The following is a 23,131-nucleotide window of genomic DNA, read 5'->3' as shown; positions in this document are numbered from 1 at the left end:
GTCTACGTATCGGTCGTGTGTGGATCACCATACAACGATTTCGATACGCATTGAGCTGCACTTCACCCTAGCGCAGCAACAATCGCCTTCCTCTCGTTTTCGAGATCCTTGAAGTGTTTATTGAGATCGGCAGGAAGGGCCTTATCAGGGGCTGGCAGCGACAAAAGGTGCCGCCAACGCCTGTCTATCGCATCAAGCGAAACTTCATCGACCAGTCCCCGCTTGGTCTGGCTGGCAAACAGGTGTCGTAGCTCGGGGAGAACATCTCTCTTTTCCTCCAGACGTTTCGCAATCCATAGGGTTATATCCACCAATTCCAATCCAGCGCTTTCATCGCCGGCTGTGAAAGTCGGCGGGACTTCTGGCATCATTGAATAATCAAATTTTGGCATCCCCGGACCGAGATCGGTGTTGTGCTTGACGGCACGAAGGCTCTCGTACCAGCTCGCGAGTTCGCCTTGCGCCTTGTTGAATTCGGTCTGGCGATCAACCGTGATCTTGCGGATGGAGCGCCCCTTCTTGTTCGACTGCACGGCCATGACCTGCATGACTTGTTGAAATCCGACTAGGTTCGGCGAAATCTGCAGGGCCGTGTCCTTGTTGCCGACACCATAGTCAATCTCGAACGGGTTGGCCGCTGCCCATTTCAATGCGCCTGACACCAGTTCGCGGGAGCGTGCGTCGGGAAGCCGATCGACGCGGGAAAGGAGAGTATTGCAGATTGTGACCAACGCGGACGCGCTCTTGGCTGAATTGGTTTCCTTCCGTGCCGCCCAAGCGTCTTTCCTCAGCTGATCATCGAAGAGGAACGCTACTTTTATTAGCATCGGGTAACGAAGGGGAGTGAAGTAATGATGCCAAGACACGGCCTTGTTCATCCCGGAGTCGAACACCTGATCGTAGAAGCTGATCACCGCATGATCCTCTTTGGTAACCTTGAGCAGGGAGAATCGCAGGTCGTGTTTCTTGCTGAAATCTGCAATTCGCTTTGCTACCCGGATAAGGCGGCCCACACCCAGTTCTGCGGCGTGAATGCGCTCCACACCTAGCTCCTTCCTCAGATCTACCAGCAAAGGCTCCGCAATCACATCGAGATTGGCTGGGCAGCCAAGCACCCCATAGAACAGCTTGGGTTGGTTTACATCGAACAGGTTGAGACCGGTGTTTCCGCTTTCATCGATATAATAGTACATGGCGGGTCCCCTATTTAAATCGTATCGCATCGGCAGTACTGGTTGCGTCCTAGTCGAGAAGCAACTTCGAATTTTAGGATTGGGCAACAGGTTTTTTGTCTTCGGATTGGCGATGCCATCATGGTTTTGGAGCAATTACGTGTTGGTGATCGTATTCGGCGGATGGACTATCCAAGTCCGGAAGGGAATATTCTCGGCATGGAATAAGATGAGGGCAATATGGACGGCCGAGATTTTCTGCAAATCGCCGACAGACTGGAGGATGCATCCAACAGTTTCGAGCGGCGTTTCAAACCACACCTGAAGAGAGTTTTGGACGCTGCTGTTGCGGTCCATGACGCGTGGAGTGGATCAAATCTGGGCTACCATGCAAATGTCTACTACGCCGGCTTTCGAAAGCCGCCAGCAGGTGCCCAATTCAGCGTCATGCACGGGATCGGCGACGATTGGCTGTCGGATACCGTGGGAGAATGGGTAGAGTTTAGTGCGGCCCAGGTGAAGGCGGCAGTATATCAGATCGCCGGCCATCCAGACATGGCGGAATGCGAAAGCGCGTCTGCGGAGACGCTAAGGGAGTTCAATCGGGCGAAGGGCGAGGTTTTGTCCGGGTTGAACATCGTGCTCGATGGCCGGAAGGACGCCTTCTTAAGCTCCTTGCTCGAGCAAGTCCGGGGTGTCGAGATTTCCAGCGCCCAACAGCTCTCGCGCGCCTTTCTGGGAGGAGGCCAGTTCATGACGCAGGATACGCGAGCCCTGAATGGTGGCGCGCGAGCCGCTCCTCACCAGCTTGTAATTGCAGAAGCGACCGCGCTTAATCAGCCTGCAGAGTGTGGCAAGCAGCTTGCCGAAGTCGTTCGGCAAATTGGCTCACACCTTGTCCGGACTGAACGAAAGGCCCGGGTCTCATCTCTAGTCGGGACAAACGTCTTCATTGGGCACGGTCGCTCACCATCATGGCGGGAGCTCAAAGACTTCATTGAAGGCCGCCTGCATTTGCCTTCGGACGAATTCAACCGCGTTCCCGTAGCAGGGATGAGCAACATCACGCGCCTGAACGAGATGCTTGAGTCTGCCGCGTTCGCATTCTTGATCCTGACCGCTGAGGACGAGCAGCGCGATGGGAAATTGAATGCACGCATGAACGTGGTCCATGAGATGGGACTGTTTCAGGGACGGCTTGGTTTCATGCGAGCCATAGTCTTGCTGGAAGACGGTTGCGAAGAGTTCTCGAACATACAGGGGCTGGGGCAGATCCGCTTCCCAAAGGGCAATGTTGCCGCCGCCTTCGAAGAGGTCCGAATGGTTCTTGAACGCGAAGGTCTGGTCGGGAAACTAGCGGCGTCGTAGCGGCGCAAGCCTAGTTTTTGGGGGGGTAACATGGGAAGATGTCCGGTCTGCAAGAATAGCTGTGACGAAGGTCGTGGAGACGACGGCCGCCAGTTTGATTGTCCGCGTTGCGGTCCATTTGTGGCAACCGGTTCGACACTGGCTGTGTTGACGTCACGGCTCGCGGCGCAAAAGACAGCCTCCGCAAGATTGAGCCATGCCATTCGGCGTAGAACTGAACCGCCCCGGCTTTGCCGGAGACCCCAACTCGTGAGAAGTAGGGTCTATGACAAGCAAAACGACGAACAAATTTTCTCCTGAAGTCCGCGCCCGCGCCGTTCGGATGGTGACGGAACATGAAGCCGAACACTCATCGCGCTGGGCGGCGGTATCATCGATAGCGGCCAAGATCGGCTGCTCGGCGCATACCCTCCATGAATGGGTGAAGAAGGCCGAGGTCAACAGCGGCAAGCGTGCAGGTTTGCCGAGTGACGTGGCGGAGAAGATGAAGGCTCTGGAGCGGGAGAACCGCGAACTTCGTCAGGCGAATGAGATTTTACGCAAAGCCTCGGCGTATTTTGCCCAGGCGGAGCTCGACCGCCCACTGAAGCGATGATTTCCTTCATCGATGCACACCGCTCGGTGCTCGGGGTCGAGCCGATCTGCAGGCTGCTGCCGATTGCCCCGTCCACCTACTATGAGGTCGTTGCCAAACGCACGGACGTGGACCGCCTGTCGGCCCGCGAACGGAATGATATTGCCATGAAAGTCGAGATACGCCGGGTGTTCAACGAAAACTTCCAGGTCTATGGCGTGCGCAAAGTCTGGCGGCAGCTGCAGCGAGAGGGTTACGACATCGCCCGCTGCACCGTCGCTCGGCTCATGAGAATGATGGGGCTTCAAGGCGTCATTCGCGGCAAGCCAGTCAAAACCACCGTGTCGGACAAGTCCGCTCCATGCCCGCTAGACCGGGTGAACCGACAGTTCTTCGCTCCCGCGCCGAACATGCTGTGGTTATCCGATTTCACCTATGTCGCGACCTGGCAGGGCTTCGTTTACGTGGCCTTCGTCATTGATGCCTTCGCCCGCCGTATCGTCGGTTGGCGGGCAAGCCGAACGGCCCATGCGGGCTTTGTGCTCGATGCCCTCGACCAGGCGCTTCATGATCGGCGGCCCGTCAAACGCGGCGGGCTGGTTCATCATTCCGACCGCGGCTCGCAATATGTGTCCATTCGCTATTCCGAACGGCTGGCGGAGGCAGGCATCGAGCCGTCTGTCGGAAGCGTTGGCGACAGTTACGACAATGCTCTCGCCGAAACGATCAACGGTCTTTACAAGGCCGAGGTCATCCATCGGCGAGGACCATGGCGCAACTTCGAAGCCGTGGAGTTCGCCACGCTCGAATGGGTCGATTGGTTCAACAACCGCCGCCTTCTGGAGCCCATCGGCAACATACCGCCAGCCGAGGCCGAAGAACGATACTATGCCATGCTGGACGCACCAGCCATGGCCGCATAACTTAAACCAAACGGTCTCCGGCAAACCCGGGGCGGTTCAAACCAGCTCGGAGGCGTGGTTCGAACTGCAGAGTTGGGAGCTGGATTCCTTAGTTGCGGAGAAATTGCCACCAGTCGCCAAACAGCTCAACAATCTATTGTCCTACTTCGAGGAAATGAGTGGAGACGACCATTTCGGGGCCGTTGAGGTGATCAAACCGGAGTTTTTGGCTGGCATTGTTGGCGTCGTAGACGGGGATGCGGTTGATGTGCTTTTGAACGAAGCGACGAAACAAGGTCTCATCACCTACGAGCCGGACGGCCAGTATGCGTTAACTCCTCATGGTTGGCGCGAATTAGATAAAACGCGCAGCGAACGGAGACCCGATATGGCTAAAGGAACGAGGATCTTTATTGGGCACGGCCGCTCGTCAGATTGGCGGGACCTCAAGGACTTTTTAGGCGAGAGACTTGGTCTCGCCTACGATGAATTCAATCGTGAGTCGGCAGCTGGCATATCTACATCCAACAGATTGGAGGACATGCTCGACAATGCTGCCTTCGCGTTCTTGGTGATGACAGCAGAGGACGAGAACGCAGAAGGTCAGAGACAGGCTCGCATGAACGTCATTCACGAGGTCGGGCTTTTTCAGGGAAGGCTCGGCTTCCGAAAGGCTATCATACTTCTAGAACACGGATGCGAAGAGTTTTCGAACATCGTTGGCTTAGGACAGATTCGATTCGAAGCCGGCCGACTTCGTGACAAATCGGAGGAAATCCGACAGGTCTTGGAGAGAGAAGGCATTGTTCACGCCTGACTAGCTACAATAATCTCCATTGTGCCATGAACGTGCCGTTCGCCAGCTTGTTTTCAGGTGGTGAAGAATGCTGTTCGTCAAGGCTCTGGCGCGCTCGTGCCCCTTTTTCTCGACATCAATTGCTTGTGCCCAAATTCTCCAAAGCAGTCATTAGGTGAGGCTTTTTGCTGTTGCTACGCCGTCGGGTGCGTCACCTTCAGCTTCGCAAGGAAGAAAAACGTGAAGCAAAGTGATCGGTTCGCTGGGTACGAGTGTAGGCCGGCCATGCCGGGTGTCGAATGCTGCACTAATTGGATCGGTGACGGAGGGAGTTGTGGTCAATGCACCCGAATCGTTGCCGATACAGATCAGCGCGCTGGCGCGGCTTGGCTCAGAAATATATGCTGCCATAGCGGTAGCCTCGGCCACGACGGGCACACATGTGAAGCCGCACATGGCGCCGAACGCATGGCCCACCGCGTATTTGCCCTCCACGAAGCGACTGACCCCATCATGGCAGTACCGCCAGCGCGCGTTCGCCGATCCATCGAGCTTCTTGAATTCGATCACGAAATGGGGTGTCCCTGGTGCACCTAGAATTACTCTTATATCGGCGCGTGCCAACCGCGATGTTGTCCCATCTGCAGCACGACGTAACTCCCACGTCTCGGACTGAAAGTCACAATCCATCCGATGGCTGAGGCGTCGATCCTGATCAGCCAGCGCTTCGCATAGATTGTCAGTGAGTGCGGGCTCGTCCTTGTCGAATCCGACCGCATCGGCGTAGCTCAACCGCAACCATTCCCAAGTCTGCGTGACATAGATCAGCACATCTGGAATTCGGGGTGGGGGAAAGACGCTGAACCAAGCGTCCGATGGTGGTGCACTCATGAAGCCTGCTTTTCCCACGCCGCGGCCTGTACGGTACGCGCAATCAAATAGGCGTCCGCGATTGCTGTCCGCGCCAGCCAAAAGCGACGCCGCATAGGCTTGATGAAATAGAATGCATCGCCGGCGACAACCATCGTGTTCGGCATTTTGAATAGGTCGTCGCGATTGGTTCTGTCGAGCTGGTTGTTGAGCGCGACCTCGATCTCTGTGAGCAAGGTGCGAAAGGCATCGTCCGAGCTGGTGGTGCGTACGTGGTCGCCCCTGACTCCGCTGAGTCCAATTCGTACGGCGCCGAAAAAGCCTTTTGTGCCGTCAACGACCGTGTCTACCTTGAGTGCTCCCCGCCCGCCGGAGCGGCGACGCGACGCTGCGAGTTCGCCCATAAGGACATCGACATAGGCGGTTACCTCTGACGCTGTCGGCCTATGGAGCAGCGGCGTGGTCAGGCGCGCATAGTCCTGCGGTTGGATCGAGGCGGCCACCACCCCGACTATGTCACGAATGAGCAGGCGATCGCTGGCCGAAAGTTGGAAATAATCGAACACCAGCTCATCCAACGTGGTTTTCACTGCCATATAAGCATGTTCGCGCTGCCACTCGTCGACCGCAGCCAAACCGTCGAAGCTTGCTGCAACCCTAGCGACAATCTCCTGCGCCGCGTTCTGGTCGGGGTGTCGGTCGGGAGCGCAGAATGGGAATGTCTTCAGGTCCTCAATAGCGACGCGCGGACGCTCGCCGATCACCGAATAACCCGTCATGATCAAGAGAAATGTTGCGATCGGAGAACGCAAATACGCCGCCAGGAACTTCAATAGTGCGGCGTCGTCATTACCGCCGCCGATGGCTCCGATCGATGAGGTGAAGGCAAACGGCTGGTCAGTGTATGCAACCCGTATCGTATAATCATCGGCGAGCCCGTCGGGCAGAATAACGCGCGGGCCATGATAGAGGCGCGCACTTCGACCGCCGGGGCTGGCGACGACCTGGAAATGATCTCTAACCTCGTCGAGCTGAACATCGCTTGCGATGACTGGATAGTCACGCGGTATGCGATCTGCCGCTAGGAACGCTAGCGGCTCAAGAGGCCCAAGCGAACGGCTCCGATTACTCTTGTTAGGCGCGTGAAATCCTTTGCCGGAAAGCCAAGGCTCCGACCGCCGCGTCATGGTCTGCGCAAGTGACCCGAACTTCTGCAGGCGGCGGAGCAGATCGAGATCGGCCTGCTCACCCCAATAAGCAGAGATAAGCAGATATGGCTTCGCGTAGATGTCGCGGGCGGTCAGGAGTTTGCGGTCGATGGGATGCAGCGCCAGCCGTCCAAGGGCCAAGCTGATGTCTGTTTTGGGCGCCCAATATTCGACCTGCTCTTCAGCCAGTTCGATGACACCTTCTACCGAGGGACGCGGTCGCACACGCACTACGGCGCACGGGTGCTTGGCTGCAGGAAAAAGCAGCCGCCTCACGTCAGCAAAGTTTATGATCCGCTCAAATCGGACGTCTTCCAGCCAACGCTGGCGGAAATCGCAGGATTGCGACGTCGCACCGGCAACGAGGTTGAGCGGCATTATCAAGGTTATCACGCCGTCGGGCTTAACACAGCTTGTCGCGCGAAACGCAAAGCCCGCGGCAATCTGACGTCGACCAATCGGATATGGTGGGCTTTGCTCGCGGCACCAGCCCTCCCAAGTTGGCGTCTCATCGTCATCTGACTCCCGCCAAGGTGGGTTGCAGAGGAAAATGTCATATTTGGCCTTGCCGGCAAATGGGTTGGCCGGCGAAAAGAAGTCGCCGCGCTCTGTGCCCTTCTGGATGTTGCGCCCCGGTCCGACGAGATTCGGCAGCTTCTGATCGGCATCTGATTGCAAAAGCGAGATGTCCGCTGGATCGAGACCCTCAAGTAGGGACAGATAGAGGCTGAACGCGGTGATCCAACAAGCCGTCTCGTCGAGATCGTTACCGAACAGGTTTGACTGCATCAGCCTAACCCGCTCGTCAAATCGAAGCTTGCCGCCACGAACGACCTCGGCATGCCGAAGCATTTTGCGGAAGGCGGTGGTCAGCAGAATGCCCGAGCCGCAGGCACCATCATAAACAGTGCAGCGTGATGGATCCGGGAACCCCTCAAACGCCTGTTCAGCAACAAGACTTGCTAGGTGGCGAGGCGTGTAATAGGCGCCCAGTGCACCCTGCCTTTCTTTTAGGAGCGTCTCATAAATGCCCGATATCAGCTCCACCGGGATGTGGCTGAAGTCGTACCGCCAAAGCGAACCTTGCCCTGTCTCGAAGTCAACGGCTTCAAGGAATAGTTTGACTGCACGAAAAGCAGATGTCCCAAGTTTTGACCACGCGGGTGCACCGCCGTCACTCGAACTTAGAAAATCACCGTTGAAATCGGTGCCGAGCCGCTTGAGGTAAGAATCGATCCCCGCCCCGTCCTGCTTCGACACATAGGCTTCGAGGAAATCGAGCCCATGAGCTTTGCGATAAACGGGACCCACGATTCCCCGTTGCTCCAGGTAGCACAGGAATATCACTTGAGCCATGAGCGCTTCGGCTTCGGTTGCATTCAAATTCGCCTTTACCAGCGCTTTGACGACCTCGCGCAGATTCGCGAGCAGACGCTGATCGACACGTGCTTCGGGTTCGAACCAGTCCGAGAGGCGATCTTTAATGAAACCCGACTGCACCTCATAAGCTGACCAAGCGCCGCGCGCAGCGACCTCGCTTCGTACCAACGTGTCTGGCTCAGCCTCGCGATCATTGACAGAATAGGCAGTGAGCTCTTCCGTTCCGAGAACGAGCACGATCGAGGCTAGGTTTTGATTCCAAACCTTCTGTCGGATTTGCTCAATCCTCTGGTATGGATCCCCTACGAGAGTTGCATTGTCGATAAAGCAAATGGCCGGTTGTTCGCCGACACAAAAAACGGCTGACGCGCCGATACCGCGATCCGGCGCGAGCATTTCCTCGATCTCAGAGGCGTAAGGGCGCACGCCGGCGCTCGCACCAACGCGAAACAGCTCATCTGGGAAGTCCGTGTAGGCGAGATCGCTCAGCCAATCCTCCAACGAGGTCATCGGAGCGTCTCCCGCGAGATACAACCGGGCGCGGTCATGTCACCGCCCGCGCTGGAAACAAAGGGAGCTGCCGTATGGGTTCGAGCAAGCCGAATTCCCGCGAGAGGATTTCCAAGTGTGGGTCTAGTTGGAGCATCAACAGATCGTTCGAAGGTGCCTCCAGCCGGCGTGGATCCACGATATCGAAACTGCCCTCGGAGTTGATCGCAATTGCCGCGCCGCGCAGTGCGGGAAACGAGGTCTTTTCCAAGCGCTGCGAAAGGGCCAGGAATAGTGAGCGTTGCGAATGCAGCTCGACGTGAAACGCTTCCTTTAAGACCACTGCAATCCGAAGCAGCAAGACGGTTTGCCAAGAATAAAGCGCACGCGAACCCGGTCCATGAGGCTTGGCATCTGGCTGGATAAGTCCGCGCCGGGTGGTCCACTCGCGCAGTTGATCGGCGGTAAGTCCGGTCAGCCTTTGCACCTCGCTTGCTTTCACCAGTCGCACAATATTTCATCCGAAAATTTCCCACCTATGTAAGCGGGTATCATACCCACTTTCTCGGGTAAAGTGTCGGACTACGGAGATCAGCGCCCGATCATTATCGGAAAGCCTGAACAGAGCGCTGGCTGTGCAACTTTTAGGCCGCCGTCGCACTGGTCCTGCTGTAAGCGGCCTTTCAGCTCCCGGCTCCTAAATAAACGCTCTCGATACGCCAAGTCTTTGGTGTGCCTAGGAATTCCTTTCAAAGGGAAACTGGGCCAACGGTTCGAATCCTTTCAAGGCGGGCATGTCGTCCAAACCGAGCCTCCGTTACCGGCCCATGCCACTAGCGTTGTTCGCGACCTTCGCGTTGGAAAAGTACGAGAATGGAGCAAAGAATGACAGCCGCGCCTATGATTACGGTCATCCGGATGGGCTCCCCGAAGAGGGGGTCAGAACAAGAGCAGTCCGAAATCGTACGCTAAGGCCGAACGGAGCGTGAACAATGCCGTAGCTCAGATTTTGGGCACTCGATCTCTGTGGATTGCCATCGACATGCGCCAGTTGTGATTTCTCTGTCCAGCCCGACTCGACAACGCTCAGCGCAGATCGGTCATGGATGGAGTCGGGCAATGGCAAAGCGCAAGCTTCTCAAAGATCAAGACCGACGGAAGCTTGTCGACATACCAGTCGACGAGGACAGCCTAATCCGACACTATTCGTTGTCACTGGCGGATCGCCTGGAGATCGAACTGCGGAGACGTAGTCACAACCGGCTCGGCGTTGCCATCCAGCTATGTCTGATGCGATACCCGGGTCGAGTGCTGGGGGCAGAAGAAGCTCCGCCTCCCGCCATGCTAAGACATGTTGCTGATCAGATCGGCGCCGACCCGGAATCATTTGCCCTCTATGCACGCCGGGAAGAAACTAGGCGCGATCACACGGCGCGCTTGATGGTGTATCTGGAAACGAGAAGCGCGATTGCGCAAGATCGCCGAGCCGCGCTGTTGGCGGCAATTCATGCGGCGACCATGTCCGACGACGGTGCTGCGATAGCCAGTTCGGCTGTCGCCGCGTTTCGCGAACGCGGAGCTCTTCTGCCGGCGATCGACACGATCGAACGCATTGGCCTTGCCGGCCGGGCCATAGCCCGTCGCCGGGCAGAAAAAACTCTGATTGAAGACATCCCACTCGATAGGCTCCAATCACTGGATAGGCTGTTAGAGGTTGACCCGTCGATCGGCAAGACGCGCTTCCACTGGCTGCGCTCGGCGCCAGAAGCGCCGGCTGCGTCGAACCTCGTCGGGCTGACCGAGCGAATAGCTTTTCTGCGGCGGCTGGAGATCCATCCGGAACTGCAGGCGCGCATATCGGCGGGACGGTGGGACCAGATGATCCGGGAGGGTAACGCAACCCCGGCCTGGCTTGCCAACGACTTCAATGCCAGCCGTCGCCACGCTCTGATCGTGGCTCAAGTCATCAGGCTTTGCCACAAGCTCACGGACGAGGCGGTGACGATGTTCATCAAGCTCATGGGTAAGTTGTTCTCGCAAGCCAACAACCGAAAGAAGCAGCGACAGATGGATTGCAGAGCGAACACCGCCAAAGCGCTACGCATGTTCCTCGATACGATCTCGGCGCTGCAGTCCGCCAACGACCATGGTCGGAATGCATTGGATGTTCTCGACCAAAGAGTCGGCTGGGACCGACTGCTTCGGATAAAGCCTGAGCTGGAGTCGATGGTCGACGACAACGAGGCGCCGCCGTTGACCGTAGCAGCCGAGCAATATGCGACCGTCCACAAATACGCTGGTGCGTTCCTTCAGGCCTTCACGTTCCGCTCGGCGCATCGCCACGACGCGCTGCTGGCGGCAATTGCGCTACTGAAACGGCTTTATGCAGAGAAGCGGCGGACACTCCCGGATCGCGTGCCGATCACCCACCTCAGCCAAACTGATCGACGGCTTATCTTCGAACAGGGTAAACCCGATCGCCGTCTCTACGAGATCGCCACGCTCGCGGCTTTGAGAGACCGGCTTAGATCTGCGGAGATCTGGGTCGATGGCAGCCGATCTTTCCGGCCCATTGATGAGCATCTGATGCCGCGGTCGACATTCATCTCGATGAAGGACGCCGATCGTCTCGGTTTGGGGGTCCAGAGCGACGGCGCGCAGTGGCTTGCCGAAGCGCGTCAGATGCTCGACTTCAACCTGACGCGTCTGGCGCACAGAGCACGATCTGGAAAGCTCGAGGGAGTTCGTCTAGAGGCAGGAACCTTGATCGTCACACCAACCGCCAGCGAAGTCCCTGCAGCCGCTGAGGAACTGAATGCCGAGATCAGCGACATGTATCCCTTGGTGGAGGTTCCCGACTTGCTGAGGGAGGTGCATGAATGGACCGGCTTTGCAGATTCATTCACGCATGTTCGCACCGGCGACGTCCCGAAAAATGTCTCTGCCATGCTGGCGGGCGTCCTGGCGGATGCGACTAATCTCGGGCCGAAGCGAATGGCTGGCGCATCCAAGGGGATCAGCGCTCATCAGATTGGGTGGATGCGCACATTCCATGCTCGATCCGAGACATATCGTGCTGCGCAAGCATCTATTACCGATGCACACACCTGCCATCCTCATTCCCGCCTTTGGGGCAACGGCACGACATCTTCGTCGGATGGCCAATTCTTCCGAGTGAGCGACCGAGCCGCAAAGCGTGGCGACATCAATTTGCATTACGGCGGTGAACCCGGATCGAAATTCTATAGCCATCTGTCTGATCAGTACGGCTACTTCAGCATTCTGCCCATCAGTCCAACCGAGAGCGAGGCGGCCTATGTGCTCGATGGGCTCTTCGATCAAGACACGATCCTCGACATACAGGAGCACTTTACCGACACGGGCGGTGCCAGTGATCATATCTTCGGGCTGTTCGCCTTGATCGGAAAGCGGTTCTCACCGCGACTGCGCAATCTCAAAGACCGGAAGTTCCACACGTTCGACAAGGGCGACGCTTATCCGGCGCTGTCGAACCACATCGGGGTGCCGATCAATGCCAATCTAATCCTCGATCATTGGGACGATCTGCTCCATCTTGCGGCGTCGATCACGACGCGGTCCGTGGTCCCGTCTACGATACTCAAGAAACTGTCCGCATCTCCAAGGCAAAGCCATCTGGCGAGGGCGCTCCGCGAACTCGGTCGTATCGAGAGGTCGCTCTTCATGATCGAATGGTACTCAAGTCCGGCGCTACGGCGGAGATGCCAAGCGGGTCTCAACAAAGGTGAGGCCGCCCATAAGCTCAAACGCGCTGTCTTCTTCCACGAGCGAGGCGAGATTCGCGACAGGTCGTTCGAGAGCCAAGCGTTCCGCGCCTCGGGTCTCAACCTCGTCGTCAGTGCGATCGTCCATTGGAATACCGTCTATCTCGACCGTGCAATCACACAGCTGAAGCGAGCGGGTCGAGACATTCCTGATACTCTGTCGAAGCACATCTCGCCGCTTAGTTGGGAACACATCAAACTTACCGGCATCTACACCTGGGACGCGGAACATCAGATGCCCGAAGGCTTCCGGTCGCTCAGACTTCCGGCTAGGCTAAGGGACGCTGCGTAAGTTCTCATTCCGTTCGCTCTTAGCGTACGATTTCGCACTGCTCTTGTTCTGGCCCCAAATCAACAGCATATCAGTCTGACCGGAGATTACATCTGGACCCCGACGGACAGCCCCGATCTCAGGCCGCTCCGGCGAGAAACATCCATCCTCGCTGCATGATCACCTTATGTTCTCAAATGTAGGACAGATTCGACACTTTCGTGTCGTGACGACGAAACAGCCTATGCCGCATGATCGCCCCACAAATCCTCATGCTCCCCAATTCGGGTGACTAGGCCCTTGACCCGCCCATCTAACCATAAGACTTCCAGCCAACATGCTCACTCCAATCGCGAGGAGGAGGGGGCCAGCGAACTCCTCGGCCACTGTACCCGACGTCGAGGAAACCGATAGCAACATCAGGCTGAATTCTCCTCCGTGGGCCAGGATGATCCCAGTGCGCCAAGAGGTCTGAAGCGACTCGCCGAATAGTCGGGCGACGACCAAAACGATCAGCGTCTTGCCCGCGAATATGATCGCGAGCCAGATCAGCACGACAGGCCATGCAGATGGAATGATCCAAAGTGGCAATTGCGTTCCGATGCCGACAAAGAAAATCCCGACAAACAAATCGCGGAAGGGCCGGATCTCGTTCTCGACGGCATGGCGCGCGTCACCCTCGCCGATGATCATGCCGGCCGCGAACGCGGCGAGTGCCGGAGAAAGACCGACGGAGGTTGCGACGATCGCAGACCCGAGCGCAATGGTGAGCGCTAGGAGTTGGGCGAGTTCCGGATCGCCACGCGACGCGACCCAACGGGCAAGCACCTGCAGGGGGCCACGGGCAATGAACAGAGCTGCAACCAATGCCGTAGAACTGGCGATGACCGTTATCACGCCATGTCCCTCGGCGGCTCCGCTCATCGAATCGTGCAGAAGCAGGAATGCAACAGCTGCCAAGTCTTGAAACAGAAGCACTGCAATGGACAGACGTCCTTGGGCCGATCCCAGAGCGTTCGCGCTTGCGAGCACCTTGAGGCACATGGCCGTGGATGACATGGCAACGGCCCCGCCGATGAGGATTGCGGGGACGGGCGCGAGATCGAAGATCAGACTCGCTACCAACGATACCGTTATCGTCGTGACTGCAACCTGCGCGGCTCCAAGACCGAAGACATGCTTCCTGAGCGTTACGAGCTTCTCGAACGAGAATTCCAGGCCAAGAGCGAACAGCAGGAGTACCACTCCGATCTCGCCAATGCTGCTCAGGGCAGCGCTCTCAGCAATCAGGCCGAGGCCGGCAGGTCCGATGATTATGCCGGCAAGAATATAACCGACGATGCTGGGCACGCCGATCCGTGAACATATCGTCACGAGCACGAACGCGGCAAAGACCAACAAGGCCGCACTTTCGACAAATCCGGTCACGCCATGCATGTTCTTCTCCTTCTTCTCCTGATGGCATGGTGCAGGTGAGGCCAATACCTGTAAACTCTAGACGTGCGACCGCGCCCACTGCGCTATCTGCGCGGCAGGCATTGCTCCGCTCGTCCTCGCGATTTCCTTGCCGCTCCTGAACAGGATCATGGTGGGAATGCCGCGGATCCCGTAACGGCCGGCGATCTGTTGTTCGGCTTCCGTATCGAGCTTACCAAGGCGGAAATTTGGTTCGAGCGACTGCGCCGCCGCCTCGAATTGGGGCGCCATCATCTTGCATGGCCCGCACCATCCCGCCCAGAAATCGACGAGCAGGGGCAGATCGGCATCGGCGTGTCGGTCGAAACTGGCGGCGGTCAGTGTGACTGGCCGGCCCTCGAACAGGGCGGCGCCGCAGCGGCCGCAGCTGGGGTTATCCGTCAGTCGTTCCTGCGGAACGCGATTGACGGAACTGCATTTCGGGCAAGCAACGGTGGGCATTCTGTTCTCCCTTTGAGTGTCGTTTCGGAGGGGCAGGCAGGGCGGCGCCGTTCAGCGCGAGGTCGTGGCCCGCCGGGCCTCTCGGTGGCGGGGTTCGGGCAGGTATTCGACGCCGCCGCCCACACGGCGGACGGGCTGCGGATAGAGGGTCATCAGCTCGAGTATTTCCTCGGGCATGTCGGTCCGTACCGGCAGCCCCATCTCGCGCGCCTCTTCCGCAGAGATAGGGTAGTCGTGCGTCCAGGTGCCGGTGGCCAGCTGCGCCGCCAATGTCGCCGCCTTTTCCTCGTCCATCTTGTCTGTCAGGAGCCGTCGCGCTACGGTCTCGACTTGGGCGATCGCCTTTCGACCGACATCGGCCAAGACCAACGTCTGGTCGTCGATTTCCGTGATTGGCTTTTGCTCGACGACCCTGATGAGTGAAGCCGCGGGCATTTGGCCGAGTTGCGGATCGATCGGGCCCAGCACGGAGTGGTCGCACATCACGATCTCGTCTGCGGCCAGAGCGATCAGTGTTCCCCCCGACATGGCGTAGTGCGGCACGAAAACTGTGGCCTTGCCCTTGTGTCCCTGGATGGCGCGAGCAATCTGCGTGGCAGCGAGGACCAGTCCGCCGGGGGTGTGCAGCACGATGTCGAGCGGCATTTCGGCGTCCGTCAGCTGGATCGCGCGCAGGACTTCCTCGGAGTCGTTAACGTCGATGTAACGCATTAGAGGGAATCCCAGCAGGTTCATCGTCTCCTGTCGATGGATCAGCAGGATGACGCGACTGGCGCGTTTCTTCTCGATCTGGGCGATCTTGCGTGTACGCATCGCCTCAAGATAGCGGCGCTGGAGAACCGGCTGCAGCGCCGAAATGATGAAGAACAGCCAGAAAAGCTGCATTATGTCCATGGACCTTGTCCCCCTTCCCGTCGGCCATCCGGCAGAAAGCCATAGATGCCCTCGTCGCGATAATAATGGCGATAGGTGGCTGCCCGCCTTCGCAGGAGTGGCGTGACAATCCAACCGGCGAGAAACCCGCCGATATGCGCCCACCAGGCGATCCCGCCCGTGGCCTGATCGCCGCCGAGCGACAGCAAGCCGGGAATGACCTGCATGAAGAACCAGATCATTGCGAAAATGAACGCGCGCACTTCGAAGAACAGCGGAATGAACAGAATCGGCACGATCACCACCAGCCGAGCCGCCGGAAACATGCGTGCGTAGCAACCGATCACGCCCGCGATCGCCCCCGACGCGCCAAGCGCGGGAACGACCGAGTCCGGGTTCGCCAGCGCGTGAGCCAGTCCGGCCGCAACACCACAGAACAGATAGAACAACGTGAATCTACCCGGTCCGAGCCGATCTTCGACGGCGGGGCCGAAGATCCAGAGCGTCCACATGTTCAAGATGAGGTGCAGCCAGCCCCCGTGCAGGAAGATATTGGTCAGGAATGGGGTCCAGTCGGACGGGGCGACGAGGCTCAGCTGTCCGAAGAAGCGCGAGGGCACCAGCGCGAACTCGAACAGGAACCAGTCCAGCACGCGCGGCGGCAGGCTGGTCTGATAGAGAAACGCGACGACGTTCATGCCGATGACCGCCCATACGATGACGGGGGAGTAGCGGCGCGCGACGCTGTCAAGATAGGGAAACAAGCCGCAGATCCTCGCTCGCGCTGGCCATTCCGTTCATTGTTCTTTCCCGGCTATCGTCACGCCCGTCCAGGCCGGCGGATCGGAGGCCGGGAAGGATTCGAGCGAGGCTTCGAGGACCGGATCGAAACTCTCCCTGTCGCTGGTAGACGGGTCGGCCGTGCCCTCATGCTGGACGCCTCTTGAGAGGCGGCGATCGGGGCGGAACGGGACCCGGAAGGCTCCCGGGGCATCGACGCCCCTGTGCAGCCGGTGGCGCGTCTCACCCGCCCAAGGGTTCGCCATCCGGGCTCCCCCAGCGTCCTCGCGCACGACATAATGCCAGTCCTGCCGCTCTGCGAAGTCCACGGCGCTGTCGCGATCCGGAAACTTCAGCCGGATCGGACGATAGGGATCGCCGCTGGACGTGTATCCCATCAGCGGCTCGATCTGCGGCGGCCGGGACGGCTCGAACTCGAGGACCCAGTAGTTGGGCCGAGGCGCCGATGTCATCGCGGAACGGGCAGGACGGTAGATGATTGCCGTCGGCACGTCCCAGGATGGCAGATCGGTTCCGGGAATTTTCGGCGGGAATGGTGGGCGATTATGGCCGCGCATATCAGTTCTCCCGGGTGTTGGTGGATACGAGAAGGTGACGTTCGAGATCGTCGAGTTTTTCCATTCGCCTCGAATTCAGGCGAACGGCGCGTTCGGTGTTCTGCGAAGGAAAGGCAGCAGCGTGCAGGACGTCCGACCGCATCGCTATCGTGAGATCGGCGACGGCATTCATCACGCCCTCTCCGTCCCCGTCCGAGAGCGTGCCGTCAGCAAAACCGGACTGCAATCTCTCCAGTACCTGCTCGAAGCTGGACACGACCCCTGCACTCGCGACTACAGCCAGCTTGTGGCTGAGAACACGCAGTTCATCGATCAGCTTGGCATCGTGCCTTGCGGTTTCCACGATCTCTGCGACCTTCTCGATGCAGGCCATGTAAATGTCGCATTGCTGCTGGAGGATGATGACCCTTCCTTCCTTGCGAAGCTCAAGATCGGTCTGGCGATTGAGAAGCGCCGCGGTCAGAATGATCGTCACGACAGCGCCGAGGAAGATGAGCGTCATCTCCTGCGCGAAAGGCAGTATGTCTTCGGCAAGATACATCGAACGAAAAACGAAAACGATGCCGATGCCCAAGGCAGCGGCCGCAGCAGCAAATGCCAAGTCAGGCAGGCGGTTCGACATCAGCACCTCGCATTTTCGGTGTCAGGTGGCATGCACGGCTTTGCATCGGCGTCCGGCGCCTCTGCGTCCCGGTGCCGCAGGAAGATTGGCGTCGGACCGCTGCCGAACGGATTGAAGCCGGTGCTCAGGCAACGGTCGAAGATCGTTTCGTCCCATCGGGTGAAATCGTGCTCCTCGCCGGAAAGTCGCCCGTCATCCACCACAGGGCACCTCACGCCTTTGCCGATGGGGGAGCGTCATCGAAGGCCGCACCGTCCGAACGATCCGCCTTGCGAAGCCGTAGCCCGAGGAGGATCATCATCACCCCGAAGACCGCGGCGTAGAAGCCGATCAGCCAGCCGAGCGCGAGGAAGCTTTCGACCGGGCGCGTCAGCAGCATCCAGGTCACGACGACACCGAGAACGACCGAGAGAAGGCCGCTCAGGATCAGCCAGATTTCGCCGTTGATTTCCTTTCGCAGGCGGATCGCTGCCGCGATCTCGAGGGCACCCGAGAACACGGACCAGAATGCGATGCTGGCCCAGAGGAATGTCGCAAGCACAAGCGTCGCGACAAAAGGCGAGACAACCACGACGACGCCCGTGGCGATGCCCAGAATGCCGCTGAACATCAGCCAGCCCCAGTGTTCGCCCTTGCGGATGTTACGTATCGCGGCGACGAGGCCGAACACGCCGTCGGCAAAGGCGAACGCGCCGAAGACCAGCGTGAGCGCCAGAAGCGATTCCGCAGGCATGACGAAGGCTAGCACTGCGATGATCAATGCGAGCACGCCGCGTAACACGAATGCCCACCAATTCCGGGACAGGCTGCACAGCATGTCCTGCATCTTGTCGGTCGGGTTTTCAGAGGCTGTGGTCATTGGTCGATCTCCTATTCAGTTCCATGTCAGGTGTCGGAGCCGGCCTCCTCGCCGGTTAGGGCGGCGGCCACGCGGCGGCGATCCTCGATCGGCTGAGGCAGACGCTGCGTGTGAGCGATTTCCCGTTCGATGGGCGCGCGGCCTGATGGATCTCTGACCAACCCGGCTTCGGCAAGCCTCGCGCGTAGTGTCGCGCCCGCATTTTCTGCGATCTCGGCGACCACTGTCTCGGTCAGGCCGAAAAGGTCTGCCGTCTCCGCGATCGTAGCGTTGTCGAGGTGGAGCCGATAGAGAACGCGGCGTTCGACCGACGGAAGATCGGCGATTGCCCGGTGCAGCACCATGGCGATCTTATGCCGATCCGCTTGGCTCTCGGGGTCTGTGCCGCCGTCGTCGGCGAGGAGGTCCTCCAGCATCAGCACTTCGTCGGGCTGGTAGAACTCGAACATCGCCTGATCCGCCTCGGTCGGATCCTCCGCCGGGGCCTCGGGTTCCGCCTCGATGGAGGCGGCATCCTCAGGCACGGCGCGGCGGGCGGCGCGGGATTCTTCCTCGATGGTCTCAAAAGCCAGCCGTTTCAGCCAGTCGCCGACGGAAAACTCCGAAGACCGATCCTCGAAGCGGGCCAGCCCCTTGAGGATCGTCGCATCGAAGAGACCGCGAACGCTCAGATATCCCTCCGGTACCGATCCGCTGCATTCGAGATAGGTCAACTCGCGCCTGACGGTGTCATAGATCGTATCGAGATGATCCTCGATCAGGTCAAAGAAGAGCTGGCGCCGGTCCGCTTCCGCCGCATCCCGCGCGGGCGGCAGCGGGGCGCCGATCCGGCGCCGGCGGGCGGGACGCTTGTATTCAGGCTCGTGCTTGAGGCGCGCCACATGCCGATCGACCTGGTGGCGCAGGTCGGCAAAGGCCTTGCGCAGGACAGGCTCGATCTCGAATCCCTCTTCCCGGGCCGCGATCACGCCCGACGGCAGTTGCAGGCGCAGGCTGACTTTGATGCGCTTCTTGCCCCTCGTCTGCGAGGCAACGACTTCGAGCCGGACCAGATCCTCGCGAAAGCGCGCAAGGTGCGGTTCAAGTTGCCGCACCTCTTCCTCGATGACCTCAGGCGCGCGCTGTTGGCCGTGCCGGTCGAGATTGCGGAATGATCTAATGACGTTCATGCCGTGGACCTTCCTATAACTCTCCGAAGAGATGGCCCGGCGCGACCGATATCGCGCCGGGCCAGTCTTTTGCGCTGTCACTCGTCGGACTTGTCGTCCTTGGACTGCACCTCATCCCCAACGCTGGGCTTCGGAACGTCCGTCTTGTTTTCGGCAACTTCGCTGGGCTCCTCGATCCCGGCCTTGGCCTGATCGTCCGGGCTGTCGTCATCGGTGTCCTTTACGATCTTTTCGAACACGACCCTCTGTTCGTCTTCCGACCAGGCGACGCGGACCTTGTCACCATCCTCGATCCGCCCGGAGAGCATCTCGCGGGCCAACTCGGTCTCCAACTCCGACCGGATCAGCCGGCGCAGCTCGCGGGCACCGAATTCGGGACGGAAGCCGACCGCGCCGAAGTGATCCACGACGCTCACGTCGAATTCGAGTTCGACGCCCTGGGTAAGGGCGGTCCGCTTCACCCGGTTGAGCTGCAACTCGACGATCTGGCGGATCTCCGACTGATTCAGCGAATGAAAGACGATGATCTCGTCGATCCGGTTGATGAACTCTGGCCGGAAATGACCGCGCAACACCTCCATCAGTTCGGATTTCTGCTTGGCCTCGTCGAACTCACTGCTGCCGCGTTTCGTGAGGTTGCGCTGGATGATGTCCGAACCGAGGTTCGAGGTGGCGATGATGATGGTGTTAGTGAAGTCCACCACGCGGCCCTTGCCATCTGTCAGGCGGCCATCGTCGAACACCTGAAGCAGGATGTTGTAGACATCGGGATGCGCCTTTTCGATCTCGTCGAGGAGCACGACCGAGTAGGGCCGACGGCGCACCTTCTCCGTCAGCTGCCCGCCTTCGTCGTATCCGACGTAGCCCGGAGGTGCGCCAACCAACCGGGCAACCGAGTGGCGCTCGCCATACTCCGACATGTCGATACGGATCAGCGCATCCTGGTCGCCGAAGATCACCTCCGCGAGCGTCTTGGCCAGTTCCGTCTTGCCAACCCCGGTCGGCCCGAGGAACAGGAAGGTCGCGGTCGGACCGGAACCTTCGCGCAGACCCGCTCGCGCCAGGCGCACCGCATCGGCCACGGCGCGGATCGCTTCTTCCTGGCCGATGACGCGCTCGTGCAGCTTCTCCTCGAGCTTGAGGAGCTTGTCCTTCTCCTCGGTGGTCAGGTCCGTGACCGGAACGCCGGTGATCTTGGAGACGATCTGCGCGACGTGATCGGCGCGCACCTCGGCGGTCGCCGAAGCCTGATCGCGCTTCCAGATCTCCAGAAGCTCGTCCAGCTCCTTCTGCTTCTGCTCCAGCTCCTTCTTCAGTTCTGCTGCTCGGTCGAATTGCTTGCGGGCTGCGGCATAGTCCTGTTCGCGCTTGATCTGCGCGACCTCGGCTTCGAGTTCCTGCACGTCCACGGGCCGCGCAGTGGCCGAGATCTTCACCCGCGCCGCGGCCTGGTCGATCAGGTCGATCGCCTTGTCGGGCATGAAGCGACCGGTGATATAGCGATCCGAAAGCTCCGCGGCGGCGATGATCGCCTCGTCGGTGATCGTCACCTTGTGGTGGCTTTCGAGCGTGTCGCGCAGCCCGCGCAGAATCATGATGGTCTGTGCGACCGTGGGCTCGTCCACATAAACCGGCTGGAACCGTCGCTCGAGCGCCGCGTCCTTCTCGATGTATTTCTGGTACTCGTTGAGCGTCGTCGCGCCGATCAGGTTCAGCTCGCCCCGCGCCAGCGCCGGCTTGAAGGTGTTGGCGATGTCGAGACCACCTTCGCCACCGCCCTGGCCGGCGCCGACGATGGTGTGCATCTCGTCGATGAACAGGATCAGGCTGTCCTTCTCCTCGGTGATCTCCTTGAGGATCTTCTGGACTCGCTCCTCGAACTCGCCGCGATACTTCGACCCGGCCACCATCGAGTTGATGTTGAGCTCGACCAGCCGCTTGTCGCGCAGCGCCTCGGGCACTTCGCCCGCGACGATCCGTTGTGCAAGTCCCTCGACGATGGCGGTCTTGCCCACGCCGGGCTCGCCGATCAGCACCGGGTTGTTCTTTTTCCGGCGGGCCAGCACTTCGATCGTCGTCTCGATCTCGCGGGCGCGGCCGATGACGGGATCGAGCTTGCCCTCGCGGGCGAGCTTCGTCAGGTCACGGCTGAACTGGTCGAGATCGGGGGTGTTCGACGGAGTCTCGACGCGGCCTTCCTCGGCTCCCTTGCCGACCACCTTCGTCACCTGCTGACGCAGCGCCTGCGGCGTCAACCCCAGCTTGCGCAGCATCGCCGCGGCCAGGCCTTCACCTTCCTCGGCAAGTCCGATCAGAAGGTGCTCGGGACCGACATAGGAATGGCCGAGTTCGTTCGAGGCGATGAAGGCCCGGTTCAGCGCGTCCTTCAGGCGAGGGCTTACGCCGATTTCGCCTTCCGTCTTGGCGTCTCCACGCTTCGCTTCCTTCTCGATCTGGCGGCGCAGATCGTCCACATCGACCTTGAACTGTTCCAGGATCGTCTTGACGACGTCAGACGAGGCCAATGCCAGAAGCAGATGTTCGGTATCGACCTCGCTGCGCCCGAATTCCCCGGCCTTCTGTGCTGCATCCTGCAGCAGCTTGTTGCCCTGTTCGCTCAGCCGGTCGGCGATGGTGCGTCCGCCGCCGCGCCGCGATCCACGCCGCGGCGCGCCCTCGCCGAAAGTGGCGTCGACGACAGCGTCATCGCCATCACCCATAGAGCCGAGCGTGCCGCCTCGCAGCGGACTGTCACCAAAGAGGCTGCCGAAACCGCTCTCGCCGAAGAATTCGTCAAGAAGGGAATGTCGTCCGAACAGGGACTCCAGCGGCGATGCGCTGCGGCCCGACCGGCGCACCATTTCGCGGTAGTGCTGATCGCACAGCTCCATGTTCTGAACTTTGCCGTTCACCGAGGCGCGCACGCGCGCCGTCGCCGGGCGACCGCAAATATCGCAAGCTCCGTTTGCCATTTTTCCTCTCCGTTTCTTTATCCAGTCAGGGTTGTCCGCCGATCATCTGCGTCAGTGACGGTGTCACGCAGCGACCGCTTCCGTTCTTTTCACCTTGGCCCCAATTGCCACCAGATCGGGCTCGTCCAGTGTCTCTCGTTGCAGGAGTTCCTGCGCCGATTGCTCGAGCAGCGCCCGGTTGGCTTCGAGAAGCGAGAGGGTGCGCTTGAACACGCCATCCACGATGTCGCGCACCTTCGCGTCCATCCGCTCGGCAGTGGCGTCGCTGTAGCGGCGGTTCAGCCACGACGACTGGTCGCCGGTGCCGAGAAAGCCTGGCCGATCGGTGTCGTAGCTGACATGCCCGAGGTCTTCGTCCATCCCGTACCGCGCGACCATGGCGCGGGCGATATCGGTAGCCTTGACCAGATCGTCGGCCGCCCCGGTCGAGACATGATTGTAGATGATCTTCTCGGCCGCGCGCCCGCCAAGCAGGACTGCGATCTTGTTCTCCAGCTCCTCCCGCGTCATCAGGAAGCGGTCCTCGGT

General features: G+C 59.5%; 17 protein-coding genes, 1 pseudogene and 1 other annotated feature. Of the genes and pseudogenes, 4 read left to right on the top strand and 14 right to left on the bottom strand.

Annotated features, from left to right (window positions below; translation table 11 throughout):
* Nucleotides 1–62: 62 nt before the first annotated feature.
* Nucleotides 63–1,193 carry a DUF3800 domain-containing protein gene (locus RHIZ70P_RS21885; protein WP_115672693.1) on the bottom strand — a complete coding sequence of 377 codons (1,131 nt, stop codon included), beginning with the start codon at nucleotides 1,191–1,193 and terminating at the stop codon, nucleotides 63–65.
* 219 nt (nucleotides 1,194–1,412) lie between these two features.
* On the opposite strand from RHIZ70P_RS21885, the gene RHIZ70P_RS21880 reads away from it, so the two are divergent.
* The 3 genes from RHIZ70P_RS21880 (at nucleotide 1,413) to RHIZ70P_RS21870 (ending at nucleotide 4,833) form a co-directional block, all read left to right on the top strand.
* Nucleotides 1,413–2,540, top strand: coding sequence for a TIR domain-containing protein (locus RHIZ70P_RS21880; protein WP_115672692.1), 1,128 nt, complete (start codon nucleotides 1,413–1,415; stop codon nucleotides 2,538–2,540).
* Between the two features lie 265 nt (nucleotides 2,541–2,805).
* Nucleotides 2,806–4,037 (top strand): IS3 family transposase gene (locus RHIZ70P_RS21875; protein ID WP_115672691.1). Its coding sequence is split into 2 segments (ribosomal slippage): nucleotides 2,806–3,097 and nucleotides 3,097–4,037, totalling 1,233 coding nucleotides; the frame shifts between segments, so codons are not numbered across the junction.
* Nucleotides 3,090–3,206, top strand: a sequence feature (AL1L pseudoknot). (Overlaps the previous gene by 117 nt.)
* A complete protein-coding gene (locus RHIZ70P_RS21870; protein ID WP_115672690.1) occupies nucleotides 4,003–4,833 on the top strand; it encodes a TIR domain-containing protein in 831 nt (276 codons plus the stop codon). Before RHIZ70P_RS21875 ends, RHIZ70P_RS21870 begins: the two co-directional genes overlap by 35 nt.
* A gap of 150 nt (nucleotides 4,834–4,983) precedes the next feature.
* Here RHIZ70P_RS21870 and RHIZ70P_RS22865 read toward each other — a convergent pair whose 3' ends face one another.
* Genes RHIZ70P_RS22865 through RHIZ70P_RS21860 form a run of 3 tightly spaced genes read right to left on the bottom strand, consistent with a single transcriptional unit; the run spans nucleotide 4,984 to nucleotide 9,270 of the window.
* Nucleotides 4,984–5,703: a hypothetical protein gene (locus RHIZ70P_RS22865; RefSeq protein WP_147294046.1), complete on the bottom strand. Its 720-nt coding sequence runs from the start codon at nucleotides 5,701–5,703 to the stop codon at nucleotides 4,984–4,986.
* On the bottom strand, nucleotides 5,700–8,780 hold the full coding sequence (locus RHIZ70P_RS21865) for an HsdM family class I SAM-dependent methyltransferase (protein ID WP_115672688.1): 3,081 nt from the start codon (nucleotides 8,778–8,780) through the stop codon (nucleotides 5,700–5,702). The genes RHIZ70P_RS22865 and RHIZ70P_RS21865 overlap by 4 nt, the downstream gene beginning before the upstream one ends.
* Nucleotides 8,781–8,814: 34 nt before the next feature.
* Nucleotides 8,815–9,270 carry a MerR family transcriptional regulator gene (locus tag RHIZ70P_RS21860; RefSeq protein WP_159373899.1) on the bottom strand — a complete coding sequence of 152 codons (456 nt, stop codon included), beginning with the start codon at nucleotides 9,268–9,270 and terminating at the stop codon, nucleotides 8,815–8,817.
* Between the two features lie 608 nt (nucleotides 9,271–9,878).
* On the opposite strand from RHIZ70P_RS21860, the gene RHIZ70P_RS21850 reads away from it, so the two are divergent.
* Nucleotides 9,879–12,854: a Tn3 family transposase gene (locus RHIZ70P_RS21850; protein ID WP_115672683.1), complete on the top strand. Its 2,976-nt coding sequence runs from the start codon at nucleotides 9,879–9,881 to the stop codon at nucleotides 12,852–12,854.
* Nucleotides 12,855–13,103: 249 nt separating this feature from the next.
* Here the strand turns inward: RHIZ70P_RS21850 and RHIZ70P_RS21845 are convergent, their stop codons facing one another.
* From RHIZ70P_RS21845 to RHIZ70P_RS21795, 10 genes and pseudogenes are all read right to left on the bottom strand, one after another.
* Nucleotides 13,104–14,270, bottom strand: coding sequence for a cation:proton antiporter (locus RHIZ70P_RS21845; protein WP_115672681.1), 1,167 nt, complete (start codon nucleotides 14,268–14,270; stop codon nucleotides 13,104–13,106).
* Between the two features lie 57 nt (nucleotides 14,271–14,327).
* Nucleotides 14,328–14,750 carry a thioredoxin TrxC gene (trxC, locus tag RHIZ70P_RS21840; RefSeq protein WP_037094083.1) on the bottom strand — a complete coding sequence of 141 codons (423 nt, stop codon included), beginning with the start codon at nucleotides 14,748–14,750 and terminating at the stop codon, nucleotides 14,328–14,330.
* Between the two features lie 51 nt (nucleotides 14,751–14,801).
* The gene (locus RHIZ70P_RS21835) at nucleotides 14,802–15,644 is read right to left on the bottom strand and encodes an SDH family Clp fold serine proteinase (protein ID WP_115672679.1); all 843 of its coding nucleotides are present in this window, start codon (nucleotides 15,642–15,644) and stop codon (nucleotides 14,802–14,804) included.
* The gene (locus RHIZ70P_RS21830; protein WP_115672677.1) at nucleotides 15,635–16,387 is read right to left on the bottom strand and encodes a rhomboid family intramembrane serine protease; all 753 of its coding nucleotides are present in this window, start codon (nucleotides 16,385–16,387) and stop codon (nucleotides 15,635–15,637) included. Before RHIZ70P_RS21830 ends, RHIZ70P_RS21835 begins: the two co-directional genes overlap by 10 nt.
* A gap of 33 nt (nucleotides 16,388–16,420) precedes the next feature.
* Nucleotides 16,421–16,981: an NADH dehydrogenase ubiquinone Fe-S protein 4 gene (locus RHIZ70P_RS21825; RefSeq protein WP_115672675.1), complete on the bottom strand. Its 561-nt coding sequence runs from the start codon at nucleotides 16,979–16,981 to the stop codon at nucleotides 16,421–16,423.
* Between the two features lies 1 nt (nucleotide 16,982).
* Nucleotides 16,983–17,603, bottom strand: a complete 621-nt coding sequence (locus RHIZ70P_RS21820) for a hypothetical protein (protein WP_115672674.1) — start codon at nucleotides 17,601–17,603, stop codon at nucleotides 16,983–16,985.
* A gap of 211 nt (nucleotides 17,604–17,814) precedes the next feature.
* On the bottom strand, nucleotides 17,815–18,462 hold the full coding sequence (locus RHIZ70P_RS21810; RefSeq protein ID WP_115672671.1) for an HdeD family acid-resistance protein: 648 nt from the start codon (nucleotides 18,460–18,462) through the stop codon (nucleotides 17,815–17,817).
* Between the two features lie 26 nt (nucleotides 18,463–18,488).
* On the bottom strand, nucleotides 18,489–19,631 hold the full coding sequence (locus RHIZ70P_RS21805; RefSeq protein ID WP_115672669.1) for a sigma-70 family RNA polymerase sigma factor: 1,143 nt from the start codon (nucleotides 19,629–19,631) through the stop codon (nucleotides 18,489–18,491).
* A gap of 77 nt (nucleotides 19,632–19,708) precedes the next feature.
* Nucleotides 19,709–22,603: an ATP-dependent Clp protease ATP-binding subunit gene (locus RHIZ70P_RS21800; protein WP_115672667.1), complete on the bottom strand. Its 2,895-nt coding sequence runs from the start codon at nucleotides 22,601–22,603 to the stop codon at nucleotides 19,709–19,711.
* Between the two features lie 63 nt (nucleotides 22,604–22,666).
* Nucleotides 22,667–23,131 (bottom strand): annotated as a pseudogene (locus RHIZ70P_RS21795) (cell division protein FtsH); the annotation flags it as partial.

The sequence above is a fragment of the Paenirhizobium selenitireducens ATCC BAA-1503 genome, assembly GCF_900492185.1.
In the GTDB taxonomy this organism is placed as follows: Bacteria; Pseudomonadota; Alphaproteobacteria; order Rhizobiales; family Rhizobiaceae; genus Allorhizobium; species Allorhizobium selenitireducens_A.
Note: the sequence above shows the minus strand (reverse complement) of the source record. Positions and strands in the feature narration are given on the sequence as shown.

Excerpts from the sequence above, each read along its gene's own strand:
- RHIZ70P_RS21885 (WP_115672693.1), bottom strand. The coding sequence starts at position 1,193 with ATGTACTATTATATCGATGAAAGCGGAAACACCGGTCTCAACCTGTTC.
- RHIZ70P_RS21880 (WP_115672692.1), top strand. The coding sequence starts at position 1,413 with ATGGACGGCCGAGATTTTCTGCAAATCGCCGACAGACTGGAGGATGCA.
- RHIZ70P_RS21870 (WP_115672690.1), top strand. The coding sequence starts at position 4,003 with ATGCCATGCTGGACGCACCAGCCATGGCCGCATAACTTAAACCAAACG.
- RHIZ70P_RS22865 (WP_147294046.1), bottom strand. The coding sequence starts at position 5,703 with ATGAGTGCACCACCATCGGACGCTTGGTTCAGCGTCTTTCCCCCACCC.
- RHIZ70P_RS21865 (WP_115672688.1), bottom strand. The coding sequence starts at position 8,780 with ATGACCTCGTTGGAGGATTGGCTGAGCGATCTCGCCTACACGGACTTC.
- RHIZ70P_RS21850 (WP_115672683.1), top strand. The coding sequence starts at position 9,879 with ATGGCAAAGCGCAAGCTTCTCAAAGATCAAGACCGACGGAAGCTTGTC.
- RHIZ70P_RS21845 (WP_115672681.1), bottom strand. The coding sequence starts at position 14,270 with ATGCATGGCGTGACCGGATTTGTCGAAAGTGCGGCCTTGTTGGTCTTT.
- trxC (WP_037094083.1), bottom strand. The coding sequence starts at position 14,750 with ATGCCCACCGTTGCTTGCCCGAAATGCAGTTCCGTCAATCGCGTTCCG.
- RHIZ70P_RS21835 (WP_115672679.1), bottom strand. The coding sequence starts at position 15,644 with ATGGACATAATGCAGCTTTTCTGGCTGTTCTTCATCATTTCGGCGCTG.
- RHIZ70P_RS21825 (WP_115672675.1), bottom strand. The coding sequence starts at position 16,981 with ATGCGCGGCCATAATCGCCCACCATTCCCGCCGAAAATTCCCGGAACC.
- RHIZ70P_RS21820 (WP_115672674.1), bottom strand. The coding sequence starts at position 17,603 with ATGTCGAACCGCCTGCCTGACTTGGCATTTGCTGCTGCGGCCGCTGCC.
- RHIZ70P_RS21810 (WP_115672671.1), bottom strand. The coding sequence starts at position 18,462 with ATGACCACAGCCTCTGAAAACCCGACCGACAAGATGCAGGACATGCTG.
- RHIZ70P_RS21805 (WP_115672669.1), bottom strand. The coding sequence starts at position 19,631 with ATGAACGTCATTAGATCATTCCGCAATCTCGACCGGCACGGCCAACAG.
- RHIZ70P_RS21800 (WP_115672667.1), bottom strand. The coding sequence starts at position 22,603 with ATGGCAAACGGAGCTTGCGATATTTGCGGTCGCCCGGCGACGGCGCGC.